General features: G+C 69.3%; 21 protein-coding genes, 1 pseudogene and 1 riboswitch. Of the genes and pseudogenes, 13 read left to right on the forward strand and 9 right to left on the reverse strand.

The annotated features are described in order from the left end of the window. The first annotated feature begins 61 nt into the window (after positions 1–61). The 5 genes from GVY39_RS19375 to GVY39_RS19395 all read left to right on the forward strand — a co-directional run bounded on the left by GVY39_RS19375 (position 62) and on the right by GVY39_RS19395 (position 3,550). Positions 62–595 (forward strand): DM13 domain-containing protein, encoded by a 534-nt coding sequence (locus GVY39_RS19375; RefSeq protein WP_159926306.1) that lies wholly within the window; start codon positions 62–64, stop codon positions 593–595. Positions 596–638: 43 nt separating this feature from the next. After that, complete coding sequence (locus tag GVY39_RS19380) at positions 639–866, forward strand: hypothetical protein (protein WP_159926304.1); 228 nt, start codon at positions 639–641, stop codon at positions 864–866. Between the two features lie 54 nt (positions 867–920). Next, positions 921–1,466, forward strand: a complete 546-nt coding sequence (locus GVY39_RS19385) for an HNH endonuclease (RefSeq protein ID WP_159926302.1) — start codon at positions 921–923, stop codon at positions 1,464–1,466. Positions 1,467–1,494: 28 nt separating this feature from the next. Next, positions 1,495–1,767: a WhiB family transcriptional regulator gene (locus GVY39_RS19390; protein WP_063019924.1), complete on the forward strand. Its 273-nt coding sequence runs from the start codon at positions 1,495–1,497 to the stop codon at positions 1,765–1,767. Positions 1,768–1,945: 178 nt separating this feature from the next. Then, complete coding sequence (locus tag GVY39_RS19395) at positions 1,946–3,550, forward strand: VWA domain-containing protein (protein ID WP_159926542.1); 1,605 nt, start codon at positions 1,946–1,948, stop codon at positions 3,548–3,550. 39 nt (positions 3,551–3,589) lie between these two features. On the opposite strand, the gene gcvP is transcribed toward GVY39_RS19395, so the two are convergent. The 8 genes from gcvP to GVY39_RS19435 all read right to left on the reverse strand — a co-directional run bounded on the left by gcvP (position 3,590) and on the right by GVY39_RS19435 (position 12,219). Then, on the reverse strand, positions 3,590–6,400 hold the full coding sequence (gene gcvP, locus GVY39_RS19400; RefSeq protein WP_201295268.1) for an aminomethyl-transferring glycine dehydrogenase: 2,811 nt from the start codon (positions 6,398–6,400) through the stop codon (positions 3,590–3,592). 156 nt (positions 6,401–6,556) lie between these two features. Continuing rightward, positions 6,557–6,657: riboswitch (glycine riboswitch) on the reverse strand. Positions 6,658–6,758: 101 nt separating this feature from the next. Further along, the gene (locus tag GVY39_RS19405; RefSeq protein ID WP_159926298.1) at positions 6,759–8,111 is read right to left on the reverse strand and encodes a M14 family zinc carboxypeptidase; all 1,353 of its coding nucleotides are present in this window, start codon (positions 8,109–8,111) and stop codon (positions 6,759–6,761) included. Between the two features lie 142 nt (positions 8,112–8,253). Beyond that, positions 8,254–8,811, reverse strand: a complete 558-nt coding sequence (locus GVY39_RS19410) for a MerR family transcriptional regulator (RefSeq protein WP_039797830.1) — start codon at positions 8,809–8,811, stop codon at positions 8,254–8,256. 187 nt (positions 8,812–8,998) lie between these two features. Further along, positions 8,999–9,472, reverse strand: coding sequence for a bifunctional nuclease family protein (locus tag GVY39_RS19415; RefSeq protein ID WP_040866482.1), 474 nt, complete (start codon positions 9,470–9,472; stop codon positions 8,999–9,001). 159 nt (positions 9,473–9,631) lie between these two features. After that, entirely contained in the window at positions 9,632–10,435 is an 804-nt protein-coding gene (locus GVY39_RS19420; protein WP_159926540.1) for a MerR family transcriptional regulator, read from the reverse strand. 94 nt (positions 10,436–10,529) lie between these two features. Continuing rightward, on the reverse strand, positions 10,530–11,015 hold the full coding sequence (locus GVY39_RS19425; RefSeq protein WP_159926296.1) for an FHA domain-containing protein: 486 nt from the start codon (positions 11,013–11,015) through the stop codon (positions 10,530–10,532). Positions 11,016–11,184: 169 nt separating this feature from the next. Next, a complete protein-coding gene (gene gcvH, locus GVY39_RS19430) occupies positions 11,185–11,583 on the reverse strand; it encodes a glycine cleavage system protein GcvH (protein WP_159926294.1) in 399 nt (132 codons plus the stop codon). Between the two features lie 42 nt (positions 11,584–11,625). Next, positions 11,626–12,219, reverse strand: coding sequence for a CDP-alcohol phosphatidyltransferase family protein (locus tag GVY39_RS19435; protein WP_236565544.1), 594 nt, complete (start codon positions 12,217–12,219; stop codon positions 11,626–11,628). A gap of 211 nt (positions 12,220–12,430) precedes the next feature. Between GVY39_RS19435 and GVY39_RS19440 the strand changes: the two are divergent. The 3 genes and pseudogenes from GVY39_RS19440 to GVY39_RS19450 all read left to right on the forward strand — a co-directional run. Beyond that, positions 12,431–12,916, forward strand: a pseudogene (locus GVY39_RS19440) (GMC oxidoreductase); the annotation flags it as partial. A gap of 73 nt (positions 12,917–12,989) precedes the next feature. After that, positions 12,990–14,387: a DUF2252 domain-containing protein gene (locus GVY39_RS19445; protein WP_159926290.1), complete on the forward strand. Its 1,398-nt coding sequence runs from the start codon at positions 12,990–12,992 to the stop codon at positions 14,385–14,387. Between the two features lie 123 nt (positions 14,388–14,510). Further along, positions 14,511–15,407: a nuclease-related domain-containing protein gene (locus GVY39_RS19450; RefSeq protein WP_159926288.1), complete on the forward strand. Its 897-nt coding sequence runs from the start codon at positions 14,511–14,513 to the stop codon at positions 15,405–15,407. A gap of 94 nt (positions 15,408–15,501) precedes the next feature. On the opposite strand, the gene GVY39_RS19455 is transcribed toward GVY39_RS19450, so the two are convergent. After that, a complete protein-coding gene (locus GVY39_RS19455; RefSeq protein ID WP_159926286.1) occupies positions 15,502–17,454 on the reverse strand; it encodes an acyl-CoA dehydrogenase in 1,953 nt (650 codons plus the stop codon). A gap of 103 nt (positions 17,455–17,557) precedes the next feature. On the opposite strand from GVY39_RS19455, the gene GVY39_RS19460 reads away from it, so the two are divergent. The 5 genes from GVY39_RS19460 (at position 17,558) to GVY39_RS19480 (ending at position 23,822) form a co-directional block, all read left to right on the forward strand. Next, on the forward strand, positions 17,558–18,211 hold the full coding sequence (locus tag GVY39_RS19460) for a TetR/AcrR family transcriptional regulator (protein WP_159926284.1): 654 nt from the start codon (positions 17,558–17,560) through the stop codon (positions 18,209–18,211). Beyond that, positions 18,211–19,143, forward strand: coding sequence for an ABC transporter ATP-binding protein (locus tag GVY39_RS19465; protein ID WP_159926282.1), 933 nt, complete (start codon positions 18,211–18,213; stop codon positions 19,141–19,143). Before GVY39_RS19460 ends, GVY39_RS19465 begins: the two co-directional genes overlap by 1 nt. Beyond that, positions 19,140–20,774, forward strand: coding sequence for an ABC transporter permease (locus tag GVY39_RS19470; RefSeq protein WP_159926280.1), 1,635 nt, complete (start codon positions 19,140–19,142; stop codon positions 20,772–20,774). Before GVY39_RS19465 ends, GVY39_RS19470 begins: the two co-directional genes overlap by 4 nt. A 155-nt stretch (positions 20,775–20,929) precedes the next feature. Then, on the forward strand, positions 20,930–22,807 hold the full coding sequence (locus GVY39_RS19475) for a VWA domain-containing protein (RefSeq protein WP_159926278.1): 1,878 nt from the start codon (positions 20,930–20,932) through the stop codon (positions 22,805–22,807). Positions 22,808–22,967: 160 nt separating this feature from the next. Next, positions 22,968–23,822 carry an alpha/beta fold hydrolase gene (locus GVY39_RS19480; RefSeq protein ID WP_159926276.1) on the forward strand — a complete coding sequence of 285 codons (855 nt, stop codon included), beginning with the start codon at positions 22,968–22,970 and terminating at the stop codon, positions 23,820–23,822. The last annotated feature ends 289 nt before the right edge of the window (positions 23,823–24,111 follow it).

A 24,111-nucleotide genomic window follows, 5' to 3' on the forward strand; every position in this document is an offset into this window, starting at 1 on the left:
GGCGAAAACACTCTGCACAGTGACCTGCACCGGTCGCGCGACCACGCTGCGAGGAGAAGTCATGGTATCCGCACGCAGGATCGCTCGATCGCCGATCACCTGGGCCGTGGCGGTGCTGCTGGTGGCGGGGCTCGGCGTGGGGCTTGCCGCATTCCAGCCGTGGCGGCTGTTCACCGACACCACCGTCCACGAGGCCGCGCCGTCCGCCGCGCCGGCGCGCCCGGGCGATGCGCCGCCGCAGCCGCGGGTCATCGCGCGGGGCGCGTTCGTCTCCCACGAGCACGCCACCTCGGGTTCGGTCGTGGTGCTGCGGCTGCCCGATGGCGGCACGGTGCTGCGGCTGGAGAATCTCGACACCTCCGATGGCCCTGACCTGCACGTCTGGCTCACCGACGCGCCGGTGCGTGAGGGTCGCGACGGGTGGTTCGTCTTCGACGACGGCGCGCATACCGACCTGGGCGAGCTCAAAGGCAACCAGGGCGACCAGAACTACACCGTTCCCGCCGACGCCGACCTGACACAGCTGACCAGCGTCGCGATCTGGTGCGACCGGTTCGACGTCTCCTTCGGCGCGGCCGAACTGCGACCGGTCTGATCGCGGCGCGGCCGCCCGGCGGCCCCGGCCGCACCGCCGAAAAATGACCCGACAACGGCGGGTGCGCTGTGCCACCATGTGTTTCGACAACGACCACCGCCTCGAGGTGGTCGCCGAGCAGTGGAGAGGAGGGGCGGCAGTGATTCCGGATACGACGAAGCGAATGGATGCCGAGACGGCGCGACCGTCGGCCGTGGGCTACGCGTTCGGCGAACCGATGCGGGCACCGCACGGCAAACCGGGCGACAGCCGCCTCCAGGCCCTCGGCTGATCGCCGCATTCCTCTCCTCCTTCGCTCCATTCCGCACGAAACATGGTGATTCCCATGACGTTCCGCCGTGCCGCCGATCAGGCGGCGATAACCGCCGACAACTGGATACACACCGGGGTCCTCGTCCTGAACGCCTCCTACGAGGCGCTCGACGAGATCAAGGCCGATCGGGCCGTGGTGCTGCTGGTCGCGGGAGCCGCGGAGTCGGTCGCCGACCGCGAGCCGCACTTCCCCATCCGGTCGCGGCACGTGGAACTCGTACTGCCACAGACGATTCGGCTGCTGCGCTACGTGTATCTGGAGCACACCGTGCTGGTACACGACGAGAGCAGGGCCACGCTGGCGGGCGTTCTGCGCCGCGACAGGAACCGCTGCGGTTACTGCGCGGGGTGGGCGCGCACCGTGGACCACATCCGGCCGCGGTCGCGAGGCGGCCCGAACACCTGGAGCAACCTGGTGGCCTGCTGCGCGCCGTGCAACGCGGCCAAGGCGGACCGCACCCCGGAGGAGGCGGGCATGCGCCTGCTCTGGGAGCCGAAGGCCCCCACCCATCAGGTCCGGCAGCAGCGCCGGATCTGGAAGCAACTCGCCGCGACCTGACCACGACCCGAGAAAGGAGAAGATCGCGATGACGCGCACCGAGACCACCGCCGTCGCGGAGCTGACCTTGGCCGACCTGCTCCCGCTCTCGGATTCCCGAGGGTGGCACCGGGCGGCCTGCCGCGGCGACCCCAACCACGAAGCCTGGTTCCCGTACCCCTCGCAGGACTTCGATTACGCGCGGGAGGTCTGCGCGCGCTGCCCCATCCGGGACGCGTGCGGTGACTTCGCCGCGCGCACCGGGCAGTCGGGTGTCTGGGGCGGGCACGAGTTCGACCGCGGACGAGTGATCCGCCACTGAGGTTCCGTCGTCGCGCAGCTTCCGGTGCGACGGCGGGCCGGTGCTGCCAACCGGCTCGCTCCCGGTCAGGGGAGCCTTGCCGAGTTCGTCGGGAGCCGGTGACCATACACTGAGGCGCGTGGGCACTCATCGCAGCGGAACCAGGTCCCGGGGCGTCAGCAAAGGTCCGGTTATCGTGATGGTCGCCGTTGCGTTACTGGCCGCGATCGTCGTCGGCTGGTTTCAGTTGCGCGATCGCGCGGCGAGCCAGGACAGCGCGGCGGCGGCCGAATGCGTAGAGGGGCCCGCGACCCTCTATGTGACGGCCGATCCGAGCATCGCGGCGCAGGTGCGGGCCGTCGCGGACAGCTACAACGCCACCCAACCCAAAGTGCGCGACCACTGCGCTCGGGTCACCGTGACGGCGCAGCCCTCCGAGGCGATCGTCGCCGCGTTCACCAGCGGCAAACCGTGGGATCAGGCGCTCGGGCCGCAACCGGCGCTGTGGATCGCCGATTCGACCCGTTCGATCGAATCCATGCGCGTCCCGGGCCTGATCGAGGGCGCGCCGGTATCGATCGCCGCCAGTCCGATCGTGCTGGCGGTGCCGGAGGAACTGCACCGCGCACTGGAGCAGGCGGAGGCCTCCTGGGCGGATCTGCCCCGGTTGCAACAGGGTTCGCTCGGCGAGATCGGGCTGAGCGGATGGGGCGGGCTGCGGCTGGGCCTGCCCGCGGGTGACGCCACGCTGGCCGCGGCCGCGGCGGTCGGGTCCGCGGTGTCGGGCGCCGAGCCGCTCAGCGAGCAGGCGGCGCAGTCCGGTCAGGTCGTCGCCGCTGTCTCGGGGCTCGCCGCAGACGCACCGCAGGTCTCGGACACCGCCGCCGCGCTGACCGAGATCACGACGCAGGACGCGCCGATGCACGCGATTGTGGCTACCGAACAGCAACTCAGAGGCCTGCCCGGCGTCGTCGCATTCCGCCCCGCCGGATCGGCGCCGGTAGCGGATTATCCGGCCGCCTTGATGTCCGGCGCCTGGGTGGACAAGACGCAGAACCTCATCGCCGGGCGATTCACCGACTACCTGCGCAGGCCCGAGCAGGCCCAGGCCTTCGTCACCGCGGGTTTCGGCGGTGCGCCGCAGACCACGGCCGCCGTCCCGACCCGCGCCGCACTCGACAAGGTACGCGCCACCCTGGCGAATCCCGTTCTCGGCGTGCGGTCCACGGTCCTGGTCGACGTGTCGGCGTCGATGGGGACCGCCGAGGGCGCGACGACGCGACTGGCGAACGTCCTGGCCGCCCTGAACTCGACCATGACGGTCATGCCACCCGATTTCGGCCTCGGGGTATGGACCTTCGGCAAGAACCTCGACGGCAACAACCCGTACCGGGTGGCGGCCGCCACCGCCTCGCTCAGCCCCGACCAGCGGACGAAGATCAGTACCGCGCTGAGCGCAGTGCGGCCCGGTGAGAGCAAATCCGACCAGGCGTACCCGTCCCTGATCGCGGCGTACAAGAGCGCGGCCACCGGGTACACGCCGGGCCGCACCAATTCGGTGCTGCTGATCACCGACGGGCCCGACGACGATTCCACGGTCACCGGCGCCCAGCTGGCCGCCGACATCGCCGCGGCGACCGACCGTGCCCGACCGGTGCGCGTCGACGTCATCGTGCTCGGCGGCAGCGGCACCCAGACACTCCAGGCTGTGGCGCAGCAGACCGGTGGGAGTTACACCCGGCTGGCGAGTACCGACGATATCGCCTTCGGTTCCGCCGTCGTCGAGGCGCTCACCACACCGTAGCCGCCTCCGAGTACCCCGGAGGCACGGCCGGTGCGGACATCAATTCGCGTACGCCTCCAACGGCGGACAAGCGCACACCAGGTTTCGGTCGCCATAGGCGCCGTCGATCCGGCGCACCGGCGGCCACACTTTCGCCCTGGCATGCCCGAGACCGCGGGGATAGACGGCCACTTCCCGGCTGTAGGGATGCTCCCAGTCCCCCACCAGCGACGCCGCGGTGTGCGGCGCACCGCGCAGCGGGTTGTCGGTCGCCGGCCACACGCCCGCGGCGACCTGGTCGATCTCCGCGCGGATCGCGATCATCGCCTCGATGAAATCATCCAGCTCGGCGAGGTTTTCGCTCTCGGTGGGCTCTACCATCAACGTGCCCGCCACCGGGAAGCTCATGGTGGGCGCGTGGAAACCGTAGTCCGCCAGGCGTTTTGCCACATCGTCGACGGTGACGCCGGTCTGTTTGGTGATCTCGCGCAGGTCGAGGATGCACTCGTGCGCCACCATGCCGTGCTCGCCGGTGTAGAGCACCGGGAAGTACTCGTCCAGCCGCCGCGCAATGTAGTTCGCCGAGGCGATCGCCGACAGCGTGGCCCGGCGCAGTCCGTCGGCGCCCATCATGCGGATGTAGGCCCAAGTGATAGGCAGGATCGACGCCGAGCCGTACTTCGCCGCCGACACCGCGTGCGATCCCGATTCCAGCGGGTCGCCGGGCAGGTACCGCGCCAGGTGCGCGCGCACGGCGACCGGGCCGACGCCGGGACCGCCGCCGCCGTGCGGGATGCAGAACGTCTTGTGCAGGTTCAAGTGGCTCACGTCGCCGCCGAACCGGCCCGGCCTGGCGAGGCCGACCAGCGCGTTCAGATTCGCGCCGTCCACGTACACCTGGCCGCCCGCGTCGTGCACCAACGCGCACAATTCGGCGACCTCGTGCTCGTAGACGCCGTGCGTGGAGGGGTAGGTGATCATGATGCAGGCCAGCCGGTCGGCATGGTCGGCGATCTTGGCCCGCAGGTCGTCGAGGTCGACGTCGCCGTTGGCGCGGCACTTCACCACCTCCACGCGCAGCCCTGCCATGGCCGCCGACGCCGCGTTGGTCCCGTGCGCGCTGGACGGGATCAGGCAGGTGTCGCGGTGGGTGTCACCGCGGTCGAGGTGGTAGCGGCGGATCGCCAGCAGCCCGGCGTACTCACCCTGGCTGCCCGCGTTGGGTTGCAGGCTCACCGAGTCGTAGCCGGTGATGTCGGACAACCAGCGTTCCAGGTCCGCGATCACCTTCAGCAGACCTGGGGCGTCTTCGACCGGCGCGTAGGGGTGCACGCGCGCGAAGCCGGGCCAGGTGATGGCCTCCATCTCCGCGGTGGCGTTGAGCTTCATGGTGCAGGAGCCGAGCGGGATCATGCTGCGGTCCAGCGCGATGTCTTTGTCGGACAGCGTGCGCAGGTACCGCAGCATCGCCGTCTCGGTGTGGTACTTCGTGAACGCGGGGTGGGCCAGGAACTCCGAGGTGCGGTTCTCGATCGCCGCGACGGGCGCGGGCGCCCCCGGGTCCGGCGACACCGCGGTGCCGAAGGACTCGAGCACGGCCGCGACATGCGCGTCGGTGGTCGCCTCGTCGCAGGCGATGCCGACGTGGTCGGCGTCGACCAGCCGGAGATTGATGCCGCGCGACTTCGCTTTCGCGACAACGGCTTCCGCGCCACCGGGCACGTGCGCGAGCACCGTGTCGAAGAAGCTGTCGTGCACGACCGCGCCGTCCAGACCGGCCGCGATCGCCGCCGCGTGCCCGTGCACCCTGCGGGCGATGGCCCGCAGACCGTCGGCGCCGTGGTAGGAGGCGTACATCGCGGCCACGACGGCCAGCAGCACCTGCGCGGTACAGATGTTGGAGGTCGCTTTCTCCCGCCGGATGTGCTGCTCGCGGGTCTGCAAGGCGAGGCGGTAGGCGACCGCGCCGTCGGCGTCCACCGAGACGCCGACCAGGCGGCCGGGCAGTTGCCGGACCTGCGCCTGCCGCACCGCGAGGTATCCGGCGTGCGGGCCGCCGAAGCCGAGCGGGACGCCGAAGCGCTGGGTGGTGCCGAAGCAGACGTCGGCGCCCTGCTCACCGGGCGGGGTGATCAGCGTCATCGCCAGCAGGTCGGCGCCGATCGCCACCAGCGCGCCGCGATCGTGCGCCGCCGCGATGAGGCCGGTCCGGTCGAGAATCCGGCCGGAGGCCCCCGGCGTCTGTGCCAGGACACCGAAGAACTCCCCGTCGGGCAGTTCGCCCGTGGACAGATCCGCCTCGACGATCTCCAGGCCCAGCGGCTCGGCCCTGGTGTAGAGCACTGTTCTGGTCTGCGGGAACAGGTCGGTGTCGATCAGTAGCCGGGCGGAAGAGGACCGGCCCGCGCGACGCAGCAGCGTCATCGCCTCGGCGGCGGCGGTGGCCTCGTCCAGCATGGACGCGTTGGCGACGTCCATGCCCGTCAGCTCCGACACCATGGTCTGGAAGTTGAGCAGGGCCTCGAGCCTGCCCTGGCTGATTTCGGGTTGGTAGGGGGTGTAGGCGGTGTACCAGGCCGGGTTCTCCAGGAGGTTGCGCACCAGCACCGGCGGGGTCAGCGTGTCGTAGTAGCCCAGGCCGATCATCGAGGTGGCCACGGTGTTCGACGTCGCGAGCGCCGCGAGTTCGGCGAGCACCTCGTGCTCGGAGCCCGCCGCGGGCAGTCCGGCAAGGCCGTCGCTGTCCAGGATGCTCGCCGGGAGCGCCTCGACGGCCAGCTCGTCGAGCGACGGCACGCCGACGACGTCCAGGATCCGGGCTAGTTCGTCCCGGTCGGGTCCGATATGGCGGTCGGCGAATGAGCGAGTCACAACAGCTCCCAAGGTCGGGCGGGTCGACCGGGCGGTCGACGGGTACCTGCCCTCCCCCTCTGTCGTGGCGCCTGAGAGATTCGGGTGCCGCGACCGGTGGCCGAGCCCCTTTCCCCATGGGCGGGCGGCTCGAAGCCACCGCTTTCCAGAGGCGCCGAAGCCCGCACGGTCCCTGTTGCCTGAGAGATTGACGGGGAGGTGCTGCTCCTTCGGCGCTCGGACTCGTTTCGAGACCGAGACTCTCCCGCACGGCGGCGACGCACCGTCAGTTTATGCCGCCGCCACGCCGGGGCGCGCCACCGGACCCCGCCTGGGCCGTGTCGTCCTGGTCACTCGCCAGACCGAGGGAGAATGACCGTCAGACGGCCAGGCCCGCGCGCAACCTCGTCGCGGCGAGCACGATCGACTCCGCTTGGATGCCCACCAGACGAGCCAGCGGTACCGCGACACCTGGCGCGTTCTGCTCCACGTCGGCGCACCACTGGTCGAATATCGCGGCGAACCGGTCGCGCTCGGCGGCCAGCACCGGTGCGGCGTCGCGAGCGTATTCGTCCTCGAGCAGACGCAGCAGCATGCCGCCCAGCCGCAGGCGCAGCATCGCGGTCCAGTCGTAGCGCCCGACGAATATCTCGCCCCTGGTCGCGATGCGGTTGCGTTCCGGTGCGGCCTGTCTGCTCACCGCGAGACCGGGCAGCCCCGCGACCAGCGCACGGACCGACCGCTCGAACGGGCTACGGCCGCTCAACCGGCCGTCGACGCGGGCGAGCACCTCGGAGGCCACCTCGGCCATGGCCCGGTAGTCGGCGGCGGTGGCGTCGAGCAACTCGCCCAGTACGCGGTCGCCCGCCGAGGCGTCGCCGATGCGCGCGTCGACCCAGAGCGGCAATTCGCACACCAGGATCGCCGTGCCGTAACGCGCCGCGTAGTCGCGGCAGCCACCCCCGCCCAGCGCGGCGACCGAGTCCAAACCCTGCGCGGCGAGCAGGTCGGCCATCGCCGCGAAGGATGGCAGTTCGAAGACTCCGGGGGCCAGCGTGCGGGCGCCGGGTGAGTCGGGTTCGCCGTGGTAGATCGGCACGTCGGCGGCGGCGAGGCGAGCGGTCAGCGCCGACCAGTACTCCGGGTCGCCGCCGGATGTGTAGAAGAACCCGCCGCCGAATTCGGCGTTGTGCAGCGAGGCGATCAGTACGGGCCGCGTGCGGTCGATCAGCGACATCATCGCTCTCGTCTCCGGGAGCGGGATGCCCACGCGGCGGCCACGCCACACGGTCGGGAAGCACCATTCCGGTTGCTCGGCCGCGGGTGGGCGGTAGAAGCCGCGTGCGACGCCGGTCCTGGTGTGCGGACCGGCGAACCACCCTTCGTTCAACCGGGTTCCGTCCGGGTCGACGCACAGCACGAAATGCCACGTCGCGCCCACGGTCGCCGTCTCGTCCACGACCATCCGGCCGAGCAGGTGGCGGATCGTGGCCATGCCGATGGGCTCGTTCGGATGCGGATTGCCGAAGACCAAGATGTGCCGGTCACCCGATCCGACCGTCACCTCGCGGATCGGGTCGCCCCCGCGGGAGCGTCCGAGTTCGGTGATGGAGATCCGGTCGGGATGGCCGGCGGCCAGTGCGTCGGCGAATCCGTTCAGTTCGTCGACGGTCGGGAACGCGTCGATCCGGCCGATCGGCCCGACGAGCCCGGTGATGTCGCCCAGTCGCACGGCGGCCCCCCTCTCGCTGCCGCCACGGCCCGGTCACCCCGCCGGACGGCGCTCTCACACACGCACGGCCGGGAGGCTGCCCCGCTCTACCCGGCCGTGTGTGCGCATCACCTGTTTCTTTCCGCGCCGAACGGCGCGGGGTCTAGCCGGTCTTGCGGTTCATCCGCGCCTTGCGGCGGAACGACAGCTCGTCCTCGGGACGTTCGGTGATCGCCGACGCGCGCTCCGCGGGGAAATTCGCGATGGCGCCGGTCAGTTCGCGCATGGCGCCGCTGACGGCTATCCCGAAGACCCCCTGCCCGCCCTGCAGTAAATCGACGACCTCTTCGGCCGAGGTGCACTCGTAGACCGAGGTGCCGTCGGAGAAAAGCGTGATCCCCGCCAGGTCCTGCACGCCACGGCTACGCAGATGATCCACGGCTATCCGGATGTTCTGCAGCGAGATGCCCGCGTCGAGCAACCGCTTGACGATCTTCAGGACCAGAATGTCCTTGAACGAGTACAGCCGCTGACTTCCCGACCCCGCCGCGCTCCGGATGGAAGGCACCACCAGACCGGTGCGCGCCCAGTAGTCGAGCTGCCGGTAGGTGATTCCGGCCACCTGGCATGCACTGGGAACGCGATAGCCGACCAGATCGTCAGGTACCGAGTCGTCGGGGAACAGGCCTGGCTGTACCACATCCTGCGATTGCTCTGCCACTGACCACTCCCTTGCCTCGCCGACGCATTCCCAGCCTCATCAATGACCCGGCTCCGTCACCGACCGAATCGGTGCGGATTCGGCCGAAACGGTCGTGGCCCAACTGTCGAGATTACTCCCCACGATTGTCCAGGGAGCGACGTCATCGAGCCAAACGCGACGCGCGGTAAAAGTCTCGACCTCTACTTCAGCTGTCGGTCGCCTTGAAGTCGTCGGGGGACACCGACTCGAGGAACTCCTTGAACTTCTCCACCTCGTCCTCACGCTCGTCCGGCATCACCAGCCCGGCCTCCTCCAGAACCGACTCCTCGGCATGGATCGGGCAACCCACCCGCAAGGCGATCGCAACCGAATCCGACGGCCGCGCCGAGATCCGCAGATCGTTCTCGAAGACCAGATCCGCGTAGAAGGTGCCCTCCTGCAGATCCACGATCCTGACCTCCTTGAGGGTGTGCCCCAGTTCGGTGATCAGGATCTTGATCAAGTCGTGCGTCAGCGGGCGGATCGGCGTCACCCCCTCCTGCTCGAGGACGATCGCAGTCGCCTCGGCTTGCCCGATCCAGATCGGCAGATACCGGTCGCCCGCCACTTCGCGGAGCAACAGCACGGGCTGGTTCTGTGGCTGCTCGACACGGATGCCGATCACGCGCATTTCGCTCATCGCACTGCCTCCCATACTCGCCGCCGGCCCGGCATGACCGCTGCAGAGCTCGCCGTACCACGAGTCTAGGCGAACCCGCACCGGTCCAGCGATCCGTCTGCACAGCCGAAATCACAGTGCCGGTCCGGCGAAACCTCCGAGCCCGGGGCGCGCCGGGGATCAGCCCCCGAGCGACCCCCGGACCGAGGACTTCACCAGACAGGTGTGCAGGGTCAGCGACAGCGCGGCCAGTTCGCGCACCGTCTCCTCCGCGCGGGCGCGCGCACCCGCGTCACGGCTCTTCGCGATCGGGGCGACGATCTGCGCCACGAGCGCGGCTTCGCGGTCGGCGGCGAGTTTGAAGGCACGCAGATGCCGTGCCTCCAAACCGAATTCGGCCATCGCCCGCGCGGTCTTGGCAAGCGTGACCGCATCGGCGTCGAAGTAACCCGCCGGACCGGGCGTGATCAGGTTCGCCCGGATGAGATCGATGAGGAACCTCTCATCGATCCCGGCCTGGTCGAGCAGATCAGCCCGGGTCACCCGGATTTCGTGATCGAACCGCAGATCTTCCGGGGAGACCTCGCTCGGCACGACGCCGAGCCGCCGAGGCGGGGGCACCGGGCGCCCGCCACGGTCGGAACCCGGTACGGCCTGTTCGGCATCGGGTGCGCCGGGTCCGGGCTCCGGCGCCCCGGACCGGACGGAGTGCGCTCGGGCGCGGGCTTCCCGCACGCCGAGCGTCGCCGCACCGCTGTCGATGGCCTCGAGCTGTTCCTTGATCACCTTCAACGGCAGGTACTGATCGCGTTGCGCGGTCAGCACGAACCGGAGCCGTTCGACATCCGCCACGGAGAATCTGCGGTAGCCCGAAGGCGTCCGCTCCGGCCGGATCAAGCCCTCCGCTTCCAGGAAGCGGATCTTGGAGATGGTGACGTCGGGAAAGTCGGGGCGCAGCAGGTCGAGCACGGAGCCGATCGACATCCCTCCGCGTGCCCACTGCGCCGCACCGGTCACAGCGCCAGGTCCTTCATGATCACGAGCCTTTCATGAGGTATACGACCCAGCGCCGACGTTGTCATAGACTCCCCGCGCCCGCCGACGAGTCGGTCACCTGGGCGCGCGGTCCGGTGAGGAACACCAGCCGGAACTTGCCGATCTGCACCTCGTCACCGTTCTGCAGTTCCGAGGAGTCCACCGGCTCCCGGTTCACGTACGTGCCGTTCAGGCTGCCCACGTCGACGACCTGGAACGAGTCGTCGTCCTGACGGAACTCGGCGTGCCGACGGCTGACGGTGACGTCGTCGAGAAAGATGTCACTGTCGGGGTGACGGCCGGCCGACGTGGTCGGCTGATCCAGCAGGAACCGCGAGCCCGCGTTCGGGCCGCGCTTGACGACCAGGAGGGCCGCGCCAACGGGCAGACCCTCGACCCCTTGGACCGGCTGCTCGCCGGTCTGCTCTCCGGAGCGCGACGCGTCGACCTCGTTCAGGAAATCCGCGCGGAAGACCGACGTCGTCTCGGCCGCGGTCTCCCCGTAACCCGGGTCTTTGTTCTCGCTCACCGTTTCTCTCCTCCTCGAACCTGATTATCCCATGCAAGCAGGTGATACCTCTGGCACCACGACCTGCCGTCGAGTCTCTCGGATTCCCGGCGGGGGCGCCGGGGCATCTGTTGGCATTGACCGTACCCTGCCGGGCCGCACCCGTGCAGGTAGAACTGGGAAGGCTGCTTCAGCCCCCGATAACTCCTTGATAACCTGCGGCATCCAGCAGTTCACCGAGTGTCGCGTCGAGGCTCGCCGCATCGCGAACCTCCAACTCGAACAACCACCCCTCACCGTAGGGGTCGGCGTTCAACGTCTCCGGCTCCGAGGTCAGCTTGTCGTTCACCGCAACGACTTTCGCGCTCAGAGGGGCGTAGATGTCCGACACGCTCTTGGTCGACTCCACCTCCGCGATGCTGTCCGCGGCGGCCACGTCCGCGTCCGTCTCGGGCAGCTGCACGAACACAACGTCACCGAGTTGAGACTGGGCGTAGTCGGTGATGCCCACCCGCACCCGGGTCGGGGCGATCCGGCGTACCCACTCGTGCTCCTCGGTGTAGAGCAGATCCTCGGGGGTCTGGGTCACGGGCCGTCCTTTCTTTTGAACGTTGCACGCAAACTCTATCGGCTACGCCGTTCGGTGCCCCACAGCCGGTATCGCTCTTGCGACCGCGATGGCTCTAGCGGTGTAGAGCACGCCGGTCCACACATAGACCGCCGTGCCCCAGATCAACAGCGCCCCGCCGAAGGCGCGCCCGAAACCGGCGGCCGCCCAGTCCATCTGCCCGGCCAGCAGCCAGGGCAGGGCGGACATCAGCGCGAAGGTGGCCGCCTTGCCCAGGTAGATCACCTCCGGCGGAGGCAGGTCGCGGCGTTTGTACACCGGCAGCGTCGCGGTGAGTACGAGGTCGCGCCCCACCAGGATCGCCGCCACCCACCACGGCATCAGACCGCGGATCACGAAGGCCGCCAGCGTGGTGACCAGATAGAGCCGGTCGACGAACGGGTCCAGCAGCTCCCCCAGCCGCGAGGACTGGTCCAGCAGCCGGGCCAGCTTGCCGTCCAGGAAGTCGGTCAGGCCGCTGGCGACCAACAACGCGAACGCCCAGCCATCGGCCCGCTCGATCAGCAGCAACCACAGGAACAGTGGCACGCCCAGCAGGCGCAGCACGCTCAGCGCGTTCGGCACGGTCAGGATGCGGTCGGCGAAGACGCCCCGCACTCCGCCGGCGCGTTCCTCCGGTTGCGCTGTGCCCGATTCGGTTGTCACGACCCGTGCATACCCCATCGACCCGGTTCCCCGCCATCTCCACGCGCCGAATTTCCGGCTATCGGCGCGCCGGGCCCGTGCGAGGATGGTTTCCGCCACAACGCGGCGGTGACAGAATGATCGGAAAATTTTCTCATCGTGCGGGCCGCTGTGTGGCGCCCGCAACTCGCTGACCTCGTTCCGCAGGCGTGGGCGGCTGCGCACCAGGCAGGGCACCGGCCAGCCGAACCCCTACCTGGATCCCGCTGGCCCACGACATCGGCCGCCGGTTCGAGGCGAAGGTCGACGGCGACACCCACGGATTGATCATGGACGTGTTCGACATCCCGGCCACCGCGCACTACATCGGTGGATGCGTGATCGGCGACAGCCCGCAGACCGGCGTGGTCGACCCGTACCAGCGGGTCTACGGTCATCCCGGCCTGCATGCGGCGGACGGGTCGGCGGTGACCGCCGACCTCGGCGTGAACCCGTCGTTGACGATCACCGCGCAGGCCGAGCGCGCGATGGCGTTCTGGCCCAACCGTGACGAGCCCGAGACCAGGCCGGAGCTGGGGTCGCCCTACCGGCGCATCGCCGGCGTCCCCCGCGCGTCCCGCGGTCCCCGCGTCGGGACCGGGCCGCGCTGCGGCTGCCGATCGAGCCCGTGCCGCCCCGCGCGCCGGTGCGGTGCGGCGACACCACGCGGCGGTGGCGGTCCGCACCGGCTAGCGTGATCCGTTGTGTCAGACAGTGGTATCGACCTGCGCTCCTACGTGCCCGCCGAGGAGGTCCACGCGCGGGGCCGCGCGCTGCGTCAGCGGGTTCCGGTCATCGCCAGGGACAGGGAGGCGACCAGCGTGCGGCGGCCGGGCGTGCTCGACTTCGTCGAGGCGAGCAACGCCGGGCGGCTGCCGCACCTGATACCGCTGCGCATCGGGCGGATGATCAGCTCGCCGTTCACCTTCTACCGGGGCGCGGCGGGTTTGATGGCGGCCGATCTGGCGGGTGGCCCGGACAGTGGGCTCCCGGCCCAGCTGTGCGGTGACGCGCACGCGGCGAACTTCGGCCTGTACGGCACGGCGCGCGGCGAGATCATCATGGACATCAACGACTTCGACGAGACCGTCGAAGGACCCTGGGAATGGGATCTGGAGCGCCTCGCGGCCAGCCTGGTACTGGCCGGGCGCGAGGCGGGCGCCGACGAGGACGAGTGCCGCACCGCGGCGCGCGATGCCGCCCGCTCCTACCGCCTGGCCGTGGACGAGCTGGCCGCGATGCCGTTCATGACGTCCTGGTGCGCGCTTCCGGACGAGTCGGTGATCACCCAGGCCAAGGCCGACGCGCTGCTCGACGATTTCCAGAAGGCCGCCAAGAAGGCGCGCAAGAACACCAGCGCCAAAGTGGTGGCCAAGTGGACCGCGCACCTGGAAGATCACCAGACCGGCATCCGCAAGCACCGCTTCGTCAGCGATCCCCCGATTCTCACCAGGGTGGACGAGCGCGTCGCCGAGGCGGTGATCGGCGGGCTGGAGCGCTACGCCGACACCCTGCCCGAGTCGCGGCGCAACCTGCTGGCTCGATTCGCCGTGTCCGACATCGCTTTCCGGATCGTCGGGACCGGAAGCGTCGGCCTGCGCACCTATCTCGCGCTGCTGCACGGCAACGACGGCGAAGCGCTTGTCCTGCAGGTGAAGCAGGCCCCTTCCGCGGCACTCGCCCCGTTCCTGCCGACGCCCCCGGTGCGGCACGAGGGTGAGCGAATCGTGCGGGGAGCCAGGCTGGTTCAGTCCGAATCGGACATCCTGCTCGGATGGACGTCTCTCGATCCGGACGGAGGCGGCGCCGAAATGCCGTTTATCGTACGGCAATTCCGCAATCTCAAGGGCAGCATCGATCCCGCCGAGCTGCCCGCGAGCGACCTCGACGACTACGGACGGCTGGCGGGCGCGTTGCTGGCCAGGGCTCACTCCCGCTCGCTGGATCCGCGTCTGCTGTCGGGATATCTGGACGGCGACGAGCGCTTCGACGACGCGGTGGCCGCCTTCGCCGTGCGCTATGCCGACCGCACCGAAGCCGATCACGCCGAGTTGCTCGCGGCCGTGCGGGCGGGCCGGATCCCGGCCGAAGAACCGGCGTAGAGCCCGCGCGACGGGAGCGGCGCCGACAGCCGACACGCCATGCGTCGGCGTGCGCGCGGCGAACCCGTTGCGCCACCTCGTATCCTGTCCTCTGTCGAGTGTCGACGTGAAGGGCGGTCGCCAATGCTCGTGCGAGTCCAGAACGCCGCAGGCACCAATGCCGAGCGCGCGCTGATCGATTGGTTGCGCACCTGGAAGGACCCCGACAGTCCGCATGGTGTCGCGACGATCACCTGCAGCCTGTTCCACAAGAATCGGCTGCACCAGTTCGACGCTGTGATCTGGACGCCGACCAGCTGCGTGGTGATCGAGGCCGACGCGCTCGTCTCCCGCCAGGACGGTGTGCTGGAGGTCCCGCTGAACGGGCCGTGGTCGATCGACGGCGAGCCGGTCGCGACGGAGAGCCGCGATCGCCGCACACCGGTGGACAAGTCCCGCGAGCACACCTTCGCGTTGCAGGAGTGGCTGGCCGCCCGTGGTCTCGGGCAGCGCGTCGTCCACGGCGTCGCGCTGTTGGTCACGATGCCGGGCGCTCAGCTCCAGCTCGAACAGCGATGGGCCGATCCGAGCTTCGACGTGATCCTCGGCGACGATCCCGGCCGCTTGCGGCACTACTTCGAAGCCCTCGCCGCGCAGGAGAAGCACCTCTGGACGGCCAACGACGTCGCCGTCGCGTTCCGCGGACTCGGCATCCTGCCCTATCTCCCCGCCCCGCAGGACCTGCTCAACGAGGGCTTCCTCGGCCCGATCGACATCACGCTCTGGCACGGCGGTCCCAACCAGGCGCAGGCCGAGGCGTACGCGGAGGAGCTCGCGCAGGCCGAACGGGAGGCGCAGGCGTCCGCCTTCGCCATCCGGGCGCCGTGGTACAGCCCGTGGAAGCTGTATCCCCGAGAGGCCGGTGACCTCGACTTCGGCCGGGCGGTGATGCGTACTGTCCTGGCGATCGGGATGGTGGTCGGCTTCGTCTGGATCGTGTGGTTCGTGGTCACCGCGATCACCGCGTACGGTCCGGGCTGACCGGCCGCGGTGTAGCGCGGACGGCCTGGCCTGCGCGGGCGCAACCTGACCAGTGCCCGCGGCAGAAGCCCGCGGTCCCCGACCAGGGCGTCTGTTACGAGGGCGCCGAGATCGGCTGGTTCCGGTCGAAGACGCTCGCGTCGTCGAGCATGGCGGCGCGCAGCATCGACTCCGGCACACCCATGGCCTCGACCAGCGTCAGAGCGTGCGGCCGTAGCCGGTCGACCAGCTCGTTGACGCCACGGCGGATCGCTTTCGCCCGCTCCACCGACATGAACCGGTGCATGATGAACCAGGCCTGGTTCTCCTCGATGGTGGTGTAGACGAACAGGTCGCACATCCACTCGGCGAGTTCGCGCGCGTCCGGATCCTCGATATCGGCGATGCCCTCGATGAACGCCTCGAGCACGAGGCGCTCGATATGCGCCGACCCCGCGGCCAGGATGTGGTCCTGGGCGTTGTTGAACGCCTCGAACGGACCGGTCTCCTCGGCCCTCGCGCGCAGCCGGTGCGCCGCCGTGCGGACCAAGTAGTCCTCGCGGTCGGCGAACAACTGCAGCTGCACCGACCGGCGCGACAGATCGCCTTCATCGATGGACTCGCCGCTGCGGTCGCGCAGCGTCTGGATCAGCTGACGCACGCCGGATCGCTTGCGCACCACGTCACCGGCCATGGTCGCGGCGAAGCGCACCCAGCCCAGCGCGTCCAGGTCGCGCACCTCATCGGCATAGGCGGTGAGCAATTCCTTGGCCACCAACTGGGTGAGCACGACGTTGTCGCCCTCGAAGGTGGTGAACACGTCGGTGTCGGCCTTCAAGGTGACCAGCCGGTTCTCCGTGAGATACCCCGCGCCGCCGCATGCTTCGCGGCATTCCTGGATGGCGCGAGTGGCGTGCCTGGTCTGCGCGACCTTCAGGCCGGCGGCGCGCTTCTCCAGCGCGCGTTGCGCGCCCGCCTCGAGATTCTGGCCGGTCTGCACCAGGTGCATCCGGCGCACCAGGTCGTTCTGCGCGAAGGCGAGTGCGTAGGACTTCGCGACCAACGGCAGCAGCCTGCGCTGATGGCTGCGGTAGTCCAGCAGCACCGTCTCCACCCCGGTGTCCGGGTCGGAGAACTGGCGGCGCTGCAGCGCGTAGCGCACCGCGATGCTCAGCGCGACCCGCGCGCCGGCCGCGGCCGCGCCACCGACGCTGACCCGGCCGCGCACGAGGGTGCCGAGAGTGGTGAAGAACCGACGGCTCGGGTTCTCGATCTCGGAGCTGTAGGTGCCGTCCGGCGCGACGTCGGCATAGCGGTTGAGCAGGTTCTCCCGTGGCACTCGCACGTGATCGAAGACGATGCGCCCGTTGTCCACGCCGGGCAGGCCGCCTTTGAGACCGTCGTCATAGGTGGTCACGCCGGGCAGGTCGGCGCCGTTCTCGTCGCGGATCGGCACCAGCAGGCAGTGCACGCCTTTGTTCTCGCCACGGGTGATCAACTGCGCGAACACCGCGGCCATCCTGGCGTGTTCGGCCGCGCCGCCGATGTAGTCCTTGCGGGACGACGGAGTGGGCGAGTGCACGACGAATTCCTGGGTCTGCGGATCGTAGGTCGCCGTCGTCTCCAGGTTCGCGACGTCGCTGCCGTGCCCGGACTCGGTCATGGCGAAGCATCCGAGCAGGTCCAAGGAGATCAGGCGCTCGATGTACTCCCGGTGCCGTTCGGTGCCGAGGTTCTCCACGGCCCCGCCGAACAGCCCCCACTGCACGCCGGCCTTCACCCACAGCGACAGATCGGCGTAGGCCAGCATCTCCATGCCGACCACCGCCGCTCCCGGCTCGCTGGTGCCGCCGTTCTCCCGGCGGAAGCCGCGCTCGGCGAACCCCATCGTGGAAACGGCCTTCATCTGGTCGAGCACCCGGGCCCGAGCGGCCTTGAAGTCGAGGTAGGGGTCGCCGGTGAACTCCTCCCCGGCCAGCAAGATCCGGGCTTCCTCCCGGACGGCCGCCCAAGGTCCGTCGAGTGCCGCGCGTAGGTGGTCCGCCGTCGTTGCCGTGCCGCTAGTCATAACTCGACGATAGCCCCGTACACCGGCGGCAAACCGTGATGCGCGACAAGTCCGCGGGAGGGTCTTGCTAGACCGTTGAACAACTGTTTAATATACTGAACATGTGTTTAATCAACAGCCCGTTCCGCAAGGATCCACCGAGGACCTGACCACCGCGGCCCGCATTCGCGATACCGCGATCGAGGTCTTCGGCGAACACGGATTCCAAGTCGGAGTCCGCAAGATCGCCGCCGCCGCCGGCGTCTCCCCCGGGTTGGTCAACCATCACTTCGGTTCCAAGGACGGCCTGCGCGCCGCCTGCGACGAGCGGGTCCTGCAGTTGATCCGCGACGAGAAGGTCAAGGCGATCACCGCGTCGTCCATGAAGGCGGGGATGCTCGAGTCTCTGGCCGAACTCGAGTCGTACGCACCGCTGGTCGCCTATATGGTGCGCAGCCTTCAGGCGGGGGGACCGATGGCGGAATCATTGTTCGAGCACATGGTCGCCGACGCCGAGGGGTACCTCGAGCGGGCGGTTCAGGCGGGCGCCATCAAGCCGAGTCGCGACCCCGCGGCGCGCGCGCGTTACCTGATGATGCTGAACGTCGGCGCGACCATGCTGTACATGCAGATGCGCCAGCACCGCGACGAAAAGATCGACTATCGCAAGGCGATTCGCGAGCTCAGCGATGAACTCACCCCACCGGCCCTGGAGTTCTACACCCAGGGTCTGCTCACCGATCCCACGATCTTGGACACTTTCACCAAGGAGAAGTGATGTCCGACATCATCGAAGTCCGCGGCCTCCGCAAGACTTTCGGTCACGTCACCGCGCTGGACGGCCTCGACCTCACGGTCGCCGAAGGCGAGATCCACGGCTTCCTCGGCCCCAACGGCGCGGGCAAGTCCACCACCATCCGGGTGCTGCTGGGCATCCTGCGCGCCACCGGAGGACAGGCCCGGCTGTTCGGCCGCGATCCTTGGGCCGACGCGGTCGCCCTGCACCGCGAATTAGCCTATGTGCCGGGCGATGTCACGCTGTGGCCCTCGCTCTCCGGCGGCGAGACCATCGACCTGCTCGGCCGGATGCGGGGCGGCATCGACGAGAAACGGCGGGACGAGCTGATCGAGCGCTTCGACCTCGACCCCCGCAAGAAGGCGCGCACCTACTCCAAGGGCAACCGCCAGAAGGTCGCGCTGGTCGCCGCACTGGCCTCGGACGCGCGGCTGCTGCTGCTGGACGAGCCGACCTCGGGCCTGGACCCGCTGATGGAACAGGTCTTCCGGGAGTGCGTGCACGAGGCGCAGCAGCGCGGCGCGACCGTCCTGCTGTCCAGCCACATCCTGTCCGAGGTCGAAGTGCTGTGTGAGCGGGTGACCATCATCCGGGCCGGCCGCACGGTGGAGAGCGGTTCGCTGTCGGAGCTGCGCCATCTGTCCCGCACGTCGATCACCGCCGAATTGACCGGCGACGCGGGCGATCTGAGTCGCATCCCTGGTGTGGCGGACATCGAGTTCGATGACCACACGCTGCGCTGCCAGGTCGACAACGAACACCTCGGCGAGCTGATCCGGGTGCTCGGCGATGCCGGCGTGCGCAGCCTGACCAGCACCCCGCCGACGTTGGAGGAGCTGTTCCTGCGGCATTACCACGTCGACGGCCACAGCACCGAGACCGCGACGGCCACCGGGGAGCAGGTGCGAGCATGACCACCGCCATCGCGGGCCGCGCCGCCGCCGCGCCGGTATTCGGCGTATCCGGCGACTTCGCGGGCACCGGGCGATTGCTACGGCTGTACCTGCGGCGCGATCGGGTCGTGCTGCCGCTGTGGACGCTGCTCATCGGCCTGATGCCCGCCTTGCAGGTCGTCAGTGTGAAAGATCTGTACGACAACCAGGCCGCCCTGGACAGTTTCGCGCGCACCACGGCGGACAGTCCCGCGCTGATCGCCATGTACGGACCGGTCTTCAGCTCCGCGCTCGGATCGATCGGCACCTGGAAAGCCGGCGCGATGTACACCATGATCGCCATCGCCACGGTGCTCACGGTAATCCGGCACACCAGGGTGGAAGAGGAGACCGGGCGCGCCGAACTGGTGGGCGCCACCAGCATCGGACGCTACGCAGGTCTCACCGCCACGCTGATCATGACCTACTCCGGGGCGCTGCTGGCCGGGATCGTTTGCGCTGTGTCGCTGTCCGCCGCCGACCTGCCCGGCGCGGGATCGGTGTCCTTCGGCGCCGCCCTCGCGGCTTCCGGCATCGTCTGGGCGGCCGTCGCGGGAGTCGCCGCCCAGGTGAGCGCCGGTGCGCGAGTGGCTCGCGGCGTGGCGTTCAGCGCCCTCGGCGCGGCCTTCGCCCTGCGGGCCGTCGGCGACGCCGGAAACGGCGTGCTCTCCTGGTTCTCGCCGATCGGTTGGTCGCTGCAGATCCGTCCGTACGCCGACGAACGGTGGTGGGTGCTGATCGCCTCGGCCGCCGTCGCGGTGCTGGGCACCGCTGTCGCGTACGCGTTGCTCGGCAACCGCGACATCGGTTCGGGGCTCATCGCGGAGCGCCCCGGGCCACCCGCCGCCGCGCCCGGCCTGTCCGGCCCGTTCGGTCTGGCCTGGCGGTTGCAGCGTGGCACCCTGCTGGCCTGGACGGTGGGCTTCGCCCTGTACGGCCTGCTGATCGGCGGCGCGGTGAGCAGCGTCGGCGACATGCTCGACGGCAGCGCGTCCATTCGTGACATGGTCACCCGGATGGGTGGCTCCCAGCAGCTGCAGGATTCCTTCGTCACCTACGCGATCACGATGCTGGCCGCGGCCGCGGCCGCCTACTCGGTCTCCGCCGCCCTGCGGCTGCACGACGAGGAGTCCAGCGCGCGGGTGGAGGCCACGTTGTCCGGCGCCGTCGGCCGCGGTCGCTACGCGCTGAGCCACATCGGCTTCGCGCTGCTGGGTCCCGCGGCGGCGCTGCTGGTCTCCGGTGTGGCGATCGGCATCGTGTACGGCGCCTCGGACGGCGATCTCGGTACGAAGTTGCCCCAGTCGATCGGCGCCGCGGCTGTGCAGGTGCCCGCGGTCTGGGTCGTCACGGGCATCGCGGTGGCGCTCTACGGTCTGGCGCCGCGGTTCGCTCCGGTCGCGTGGGGTGTGCTCAGCACCATGGTGGTGATCTTCTTCGTCGGTTCGCTGGACGGGCTGCCGCAGTGGATGGTCGATCTGGTGCCGTTCGTCCATCCGCCGAAGGTGCCCGGCGCCGAGTTCCATGCCCAGCCGGTGCTGTGGCTGCTCGCGGTCGCCGCGCTCCTGCTCGGTATCGGCGTCGCGGCGTTCCGCAGACGTGACCTGCGCTGACGACGCCCTCCCGGCCCGCGCGAAGCTTCTTCGCGCGGGCCGCTTCCCGTCAGGGGGCAGTTCGGCTCGCGGCGCGGCAGGATCGGCCAATACGGTCACCGGGACCCGATTTGCCGCGCCGTGCGCCATCGCAGGCGAACCCATCGACGAGGACCATGCCGAGAATCACCCAGTTCATCGCCGCGCTCACCACCTGTCTGATCGGCGCGGCACTCGCCGCGCCCGGTGCGGCTGCCCAGCCGGACCGCACCGAACAGCCACCGCGGTACGCCCCGACCATGTTGATCCTGGATGCCTCCGGCTCGATGCTGCGGCCGGATCCTGCGGGCACCATGATGGACGCCGCCAAGAACGCCGTCCGCGCCTTCGTCGGGTCCGCCCCCGCCGAGTCGAAGGTCGGGCTCGTGGCATACGGCACGAGCACCGGGAGCGCGGAGTCGGACAAGGCCGCCGGATGCCGGGACGTCCACCTGCTGCGGAGGGCCGACCCGCTCGACAAGGTCGCGCTGACCGCCGCCGTCGACGGCATCCGGGCGCGTGGCTGGACGCCCATGGGCCCCGCGCTGCGTACGGCCGCCGACGCCCTGCCCGGCTCCGGTCCGCGCTCGATCGTGCTGGTCTCCGACGGCGAGGACACCTGCGCCCCACCTGACGCGTGCGAAGTGGCGCGGGAAGTGAAGCAGCGCGGGATCGATCTGGTCGTGCACGCGATCGGGTTCGCGGTGGACGCCGCCGCCCGATCCCAGCTGACCTGCATGGCGCAGGCCACCGGCGGCACCTACACCGATGCCGCCGACGGGCGGGCACTGGAGCGGGTCCTGCCGCGCGTGAGCGCCGCGGCCCTGCGCAACTACCGCGCCGCGGGAACGCCCATCACGGGCACGAGCAGTCACGAGACCGCACCGATCGCCGCGCCCGGCCAGTACCTCGACACCATCGGACAGCGCGAGAAGCGGTACTGGTCGGTGGACGTGCCCGCGGGCGCGACCGCCTATTTCAGTGGCACGGTGTCGTTTCCCCGTCTCCGGGACGTCTCCGCCACCGACGACATGAACACACTGCAACTACGCGTCTACGGCGCGAACGGTCAGGACTGCCACGTCTTCGAATCCGAGCTGACCACCAAATCCAGTGACGGCGTGGCGCTCACCATCGCCAAAGCCTTCGACGGCGCGACCAAGGAGCGCGGCGGCAGCGACGACTGCCGCGGCGGCGGCCGCTATTCCTTCGGGCTGACCTGGGACAAGGTCTCCGCCGGAGTACCGGAGCGTTTGCCGATCGAACTGCTGGTGGGCATCGAGCCTGCCGCGGCCGCCACGGGCACAGCCCCCACGACGACGCCGACCGCGTTCACCGAGCCGACCGGATCGGACACTCCCGTGTCCGGCGGCGGATCGTTCAACGTGGCCGCGCCGCTGACGGGTAGCGGCCGCTACAGCGACACCCTGCGGCAAGGCGAGTTCGTGTTCTACCGTGTCCGGCTGGACTGGGGTCAGGGCCTGGCCTACCGGGTGCGCTTCGTCGGCAACGGCGGGCGCGGGCTGGGCAACTTGTCCAATATCAACACCACGCTCTACAACCCGATCCGCCAGGAGATCGGCTCCGACTTCGCCGCCTACACCGGCACCAACCAGGTGTTGCCGAACCAGGACCCGATGGCGACGGTTCCGATCCGCTACGCCAACCGGACCGCGGGCGACAGCAAGGCGCGCAGGCAGGCGGTGCCGGGCTGGTACTACATCGCGGTGAAGCTCGGCTCCACCTTCGAGGAGGGCGACGCGGCGCCGGTGCCGATCCGGCTGGATCTGAGCGTCACCGGCCATCGGGAACCAGGGCCGACGTACTCCTCCGGCGTCGCCGATGGCGTCTTCGGGGAGAAAGCCGATACGCAGCGGGCCGCGCAGCGCACGGAGGCAGCGGGCGCGGACTCCGGGCCGAGAAGCCGATGGCCTCTGTTCGCGGGACTCGGCGCGACCGCCGTCGTCGTGGTCGGCGTCATCGCGGGTGTGGTGGCGCTGCGCAGACGCGATTAGTGTGCTGAGTTGTCGATTCGCGTTTCTACTATCGGCTGTGGCGGTGCCCAGCCCGAATTCATACAGGCCTGCCCTGCCTCAGCCGATCCGACAAGTCAGCCCCGTCCGGGTGTCTGCCGCCCGGTGCGGGCTCGGAAATACTCACCAGGAGACACCCTCAATGAGCACACGGCATCGCTGGATCACCGTCGACGGCATCGAAACTTTCTATCGAGAAGCGGGCCCCGCCGACGGCCCGATCGTCCTACTGCCCCACGGCTACCCCTCGTCGTCATTCGAATTCCGCGACCTGATGCCCGCACTCGCCGATCGTTGGCGGACGATCGCACCGGATCTGCCCGGTTTCGGCTACAGCGATGCCCCGGCGAACTTCGCCTATACCTTCGACGGCTACTCGGTGTACCTACGCCGCTTCGTCGAGACGCTCGACCTCACCGAATACGTGATCTACCTCCACGACTACGGCTCCCAGTTCGGACTGCGTCTGGCGATCGACGCACCCGAACGAGTCCGCGGCCTCATCGTTCAGAACGGCGATATCTACGAAGACGAACACGGACCGAAATACGCACCTCTCAAGCAGTTCTGGAACAATCCCACCGAGCAGGGCCGGACCGACCTCGCGGCAGCGGTCAGCGAAGCGGGCTTCCGGGGCGAGTTCCTCGGAGAGTTACCCGACCATCTCGCCGATCGGGTGAGCCCGGACCTCTGGAAACTCGCGTGGTCGGTGACGAGCCCACCGCAACGGCAGGCCAACCTCGTGAATCTCCTCGCCGACCAACGCCATACCGTCGCTTGGTTCCCTATCCAACAGGCCTACCTGCGCGAGCATCGCCCACCGACCTTGATCATCTGGGGCCGCAACGACGGCTACATGCCCGAACCAGCTGCCCGCGCCTATCACCGCGACCACCCCGATGCCGAACTCCACGTCTTCGACGGTGGCCATTGGCTGCTCGAAACGCACCTCGACGAGGTCGTCCCACTGATCCGCGAATTCCTCGGCCGGTTGTAGGTGATGTTGTCAGGCGAATCTCGCTAGATAACCAGCAGCCCACAAGGTGTACTGGCGGTGCATGCCGCGTAGTGTCCGAAGTAGGCCGGTACGCACGTGCGCGATCGCGCGCGTAGAAAAACGAGGGGCATCGCCGCGTTCACGATCATTGATGACACCGGTTGACATTTTCACTCCCGCCGGCTGTCCGAGTTGGGAATCTACGCACTCTTCCACGAATCCGGCCTTGTGGCCGTAGCAGCAGTGACCCGACATCCCGGCCGGAAGTCAAGCAACCACCCGTACCAAC

This window comes from Nocardia sp. CY15 (assembly GCF_009829295.1).
Lineage (GTDB): Bacteria > Actinomycetota > Actinomycetes > Mycobacteriales > Mycobacteriaceae > Nocardia > Nocardia sputi.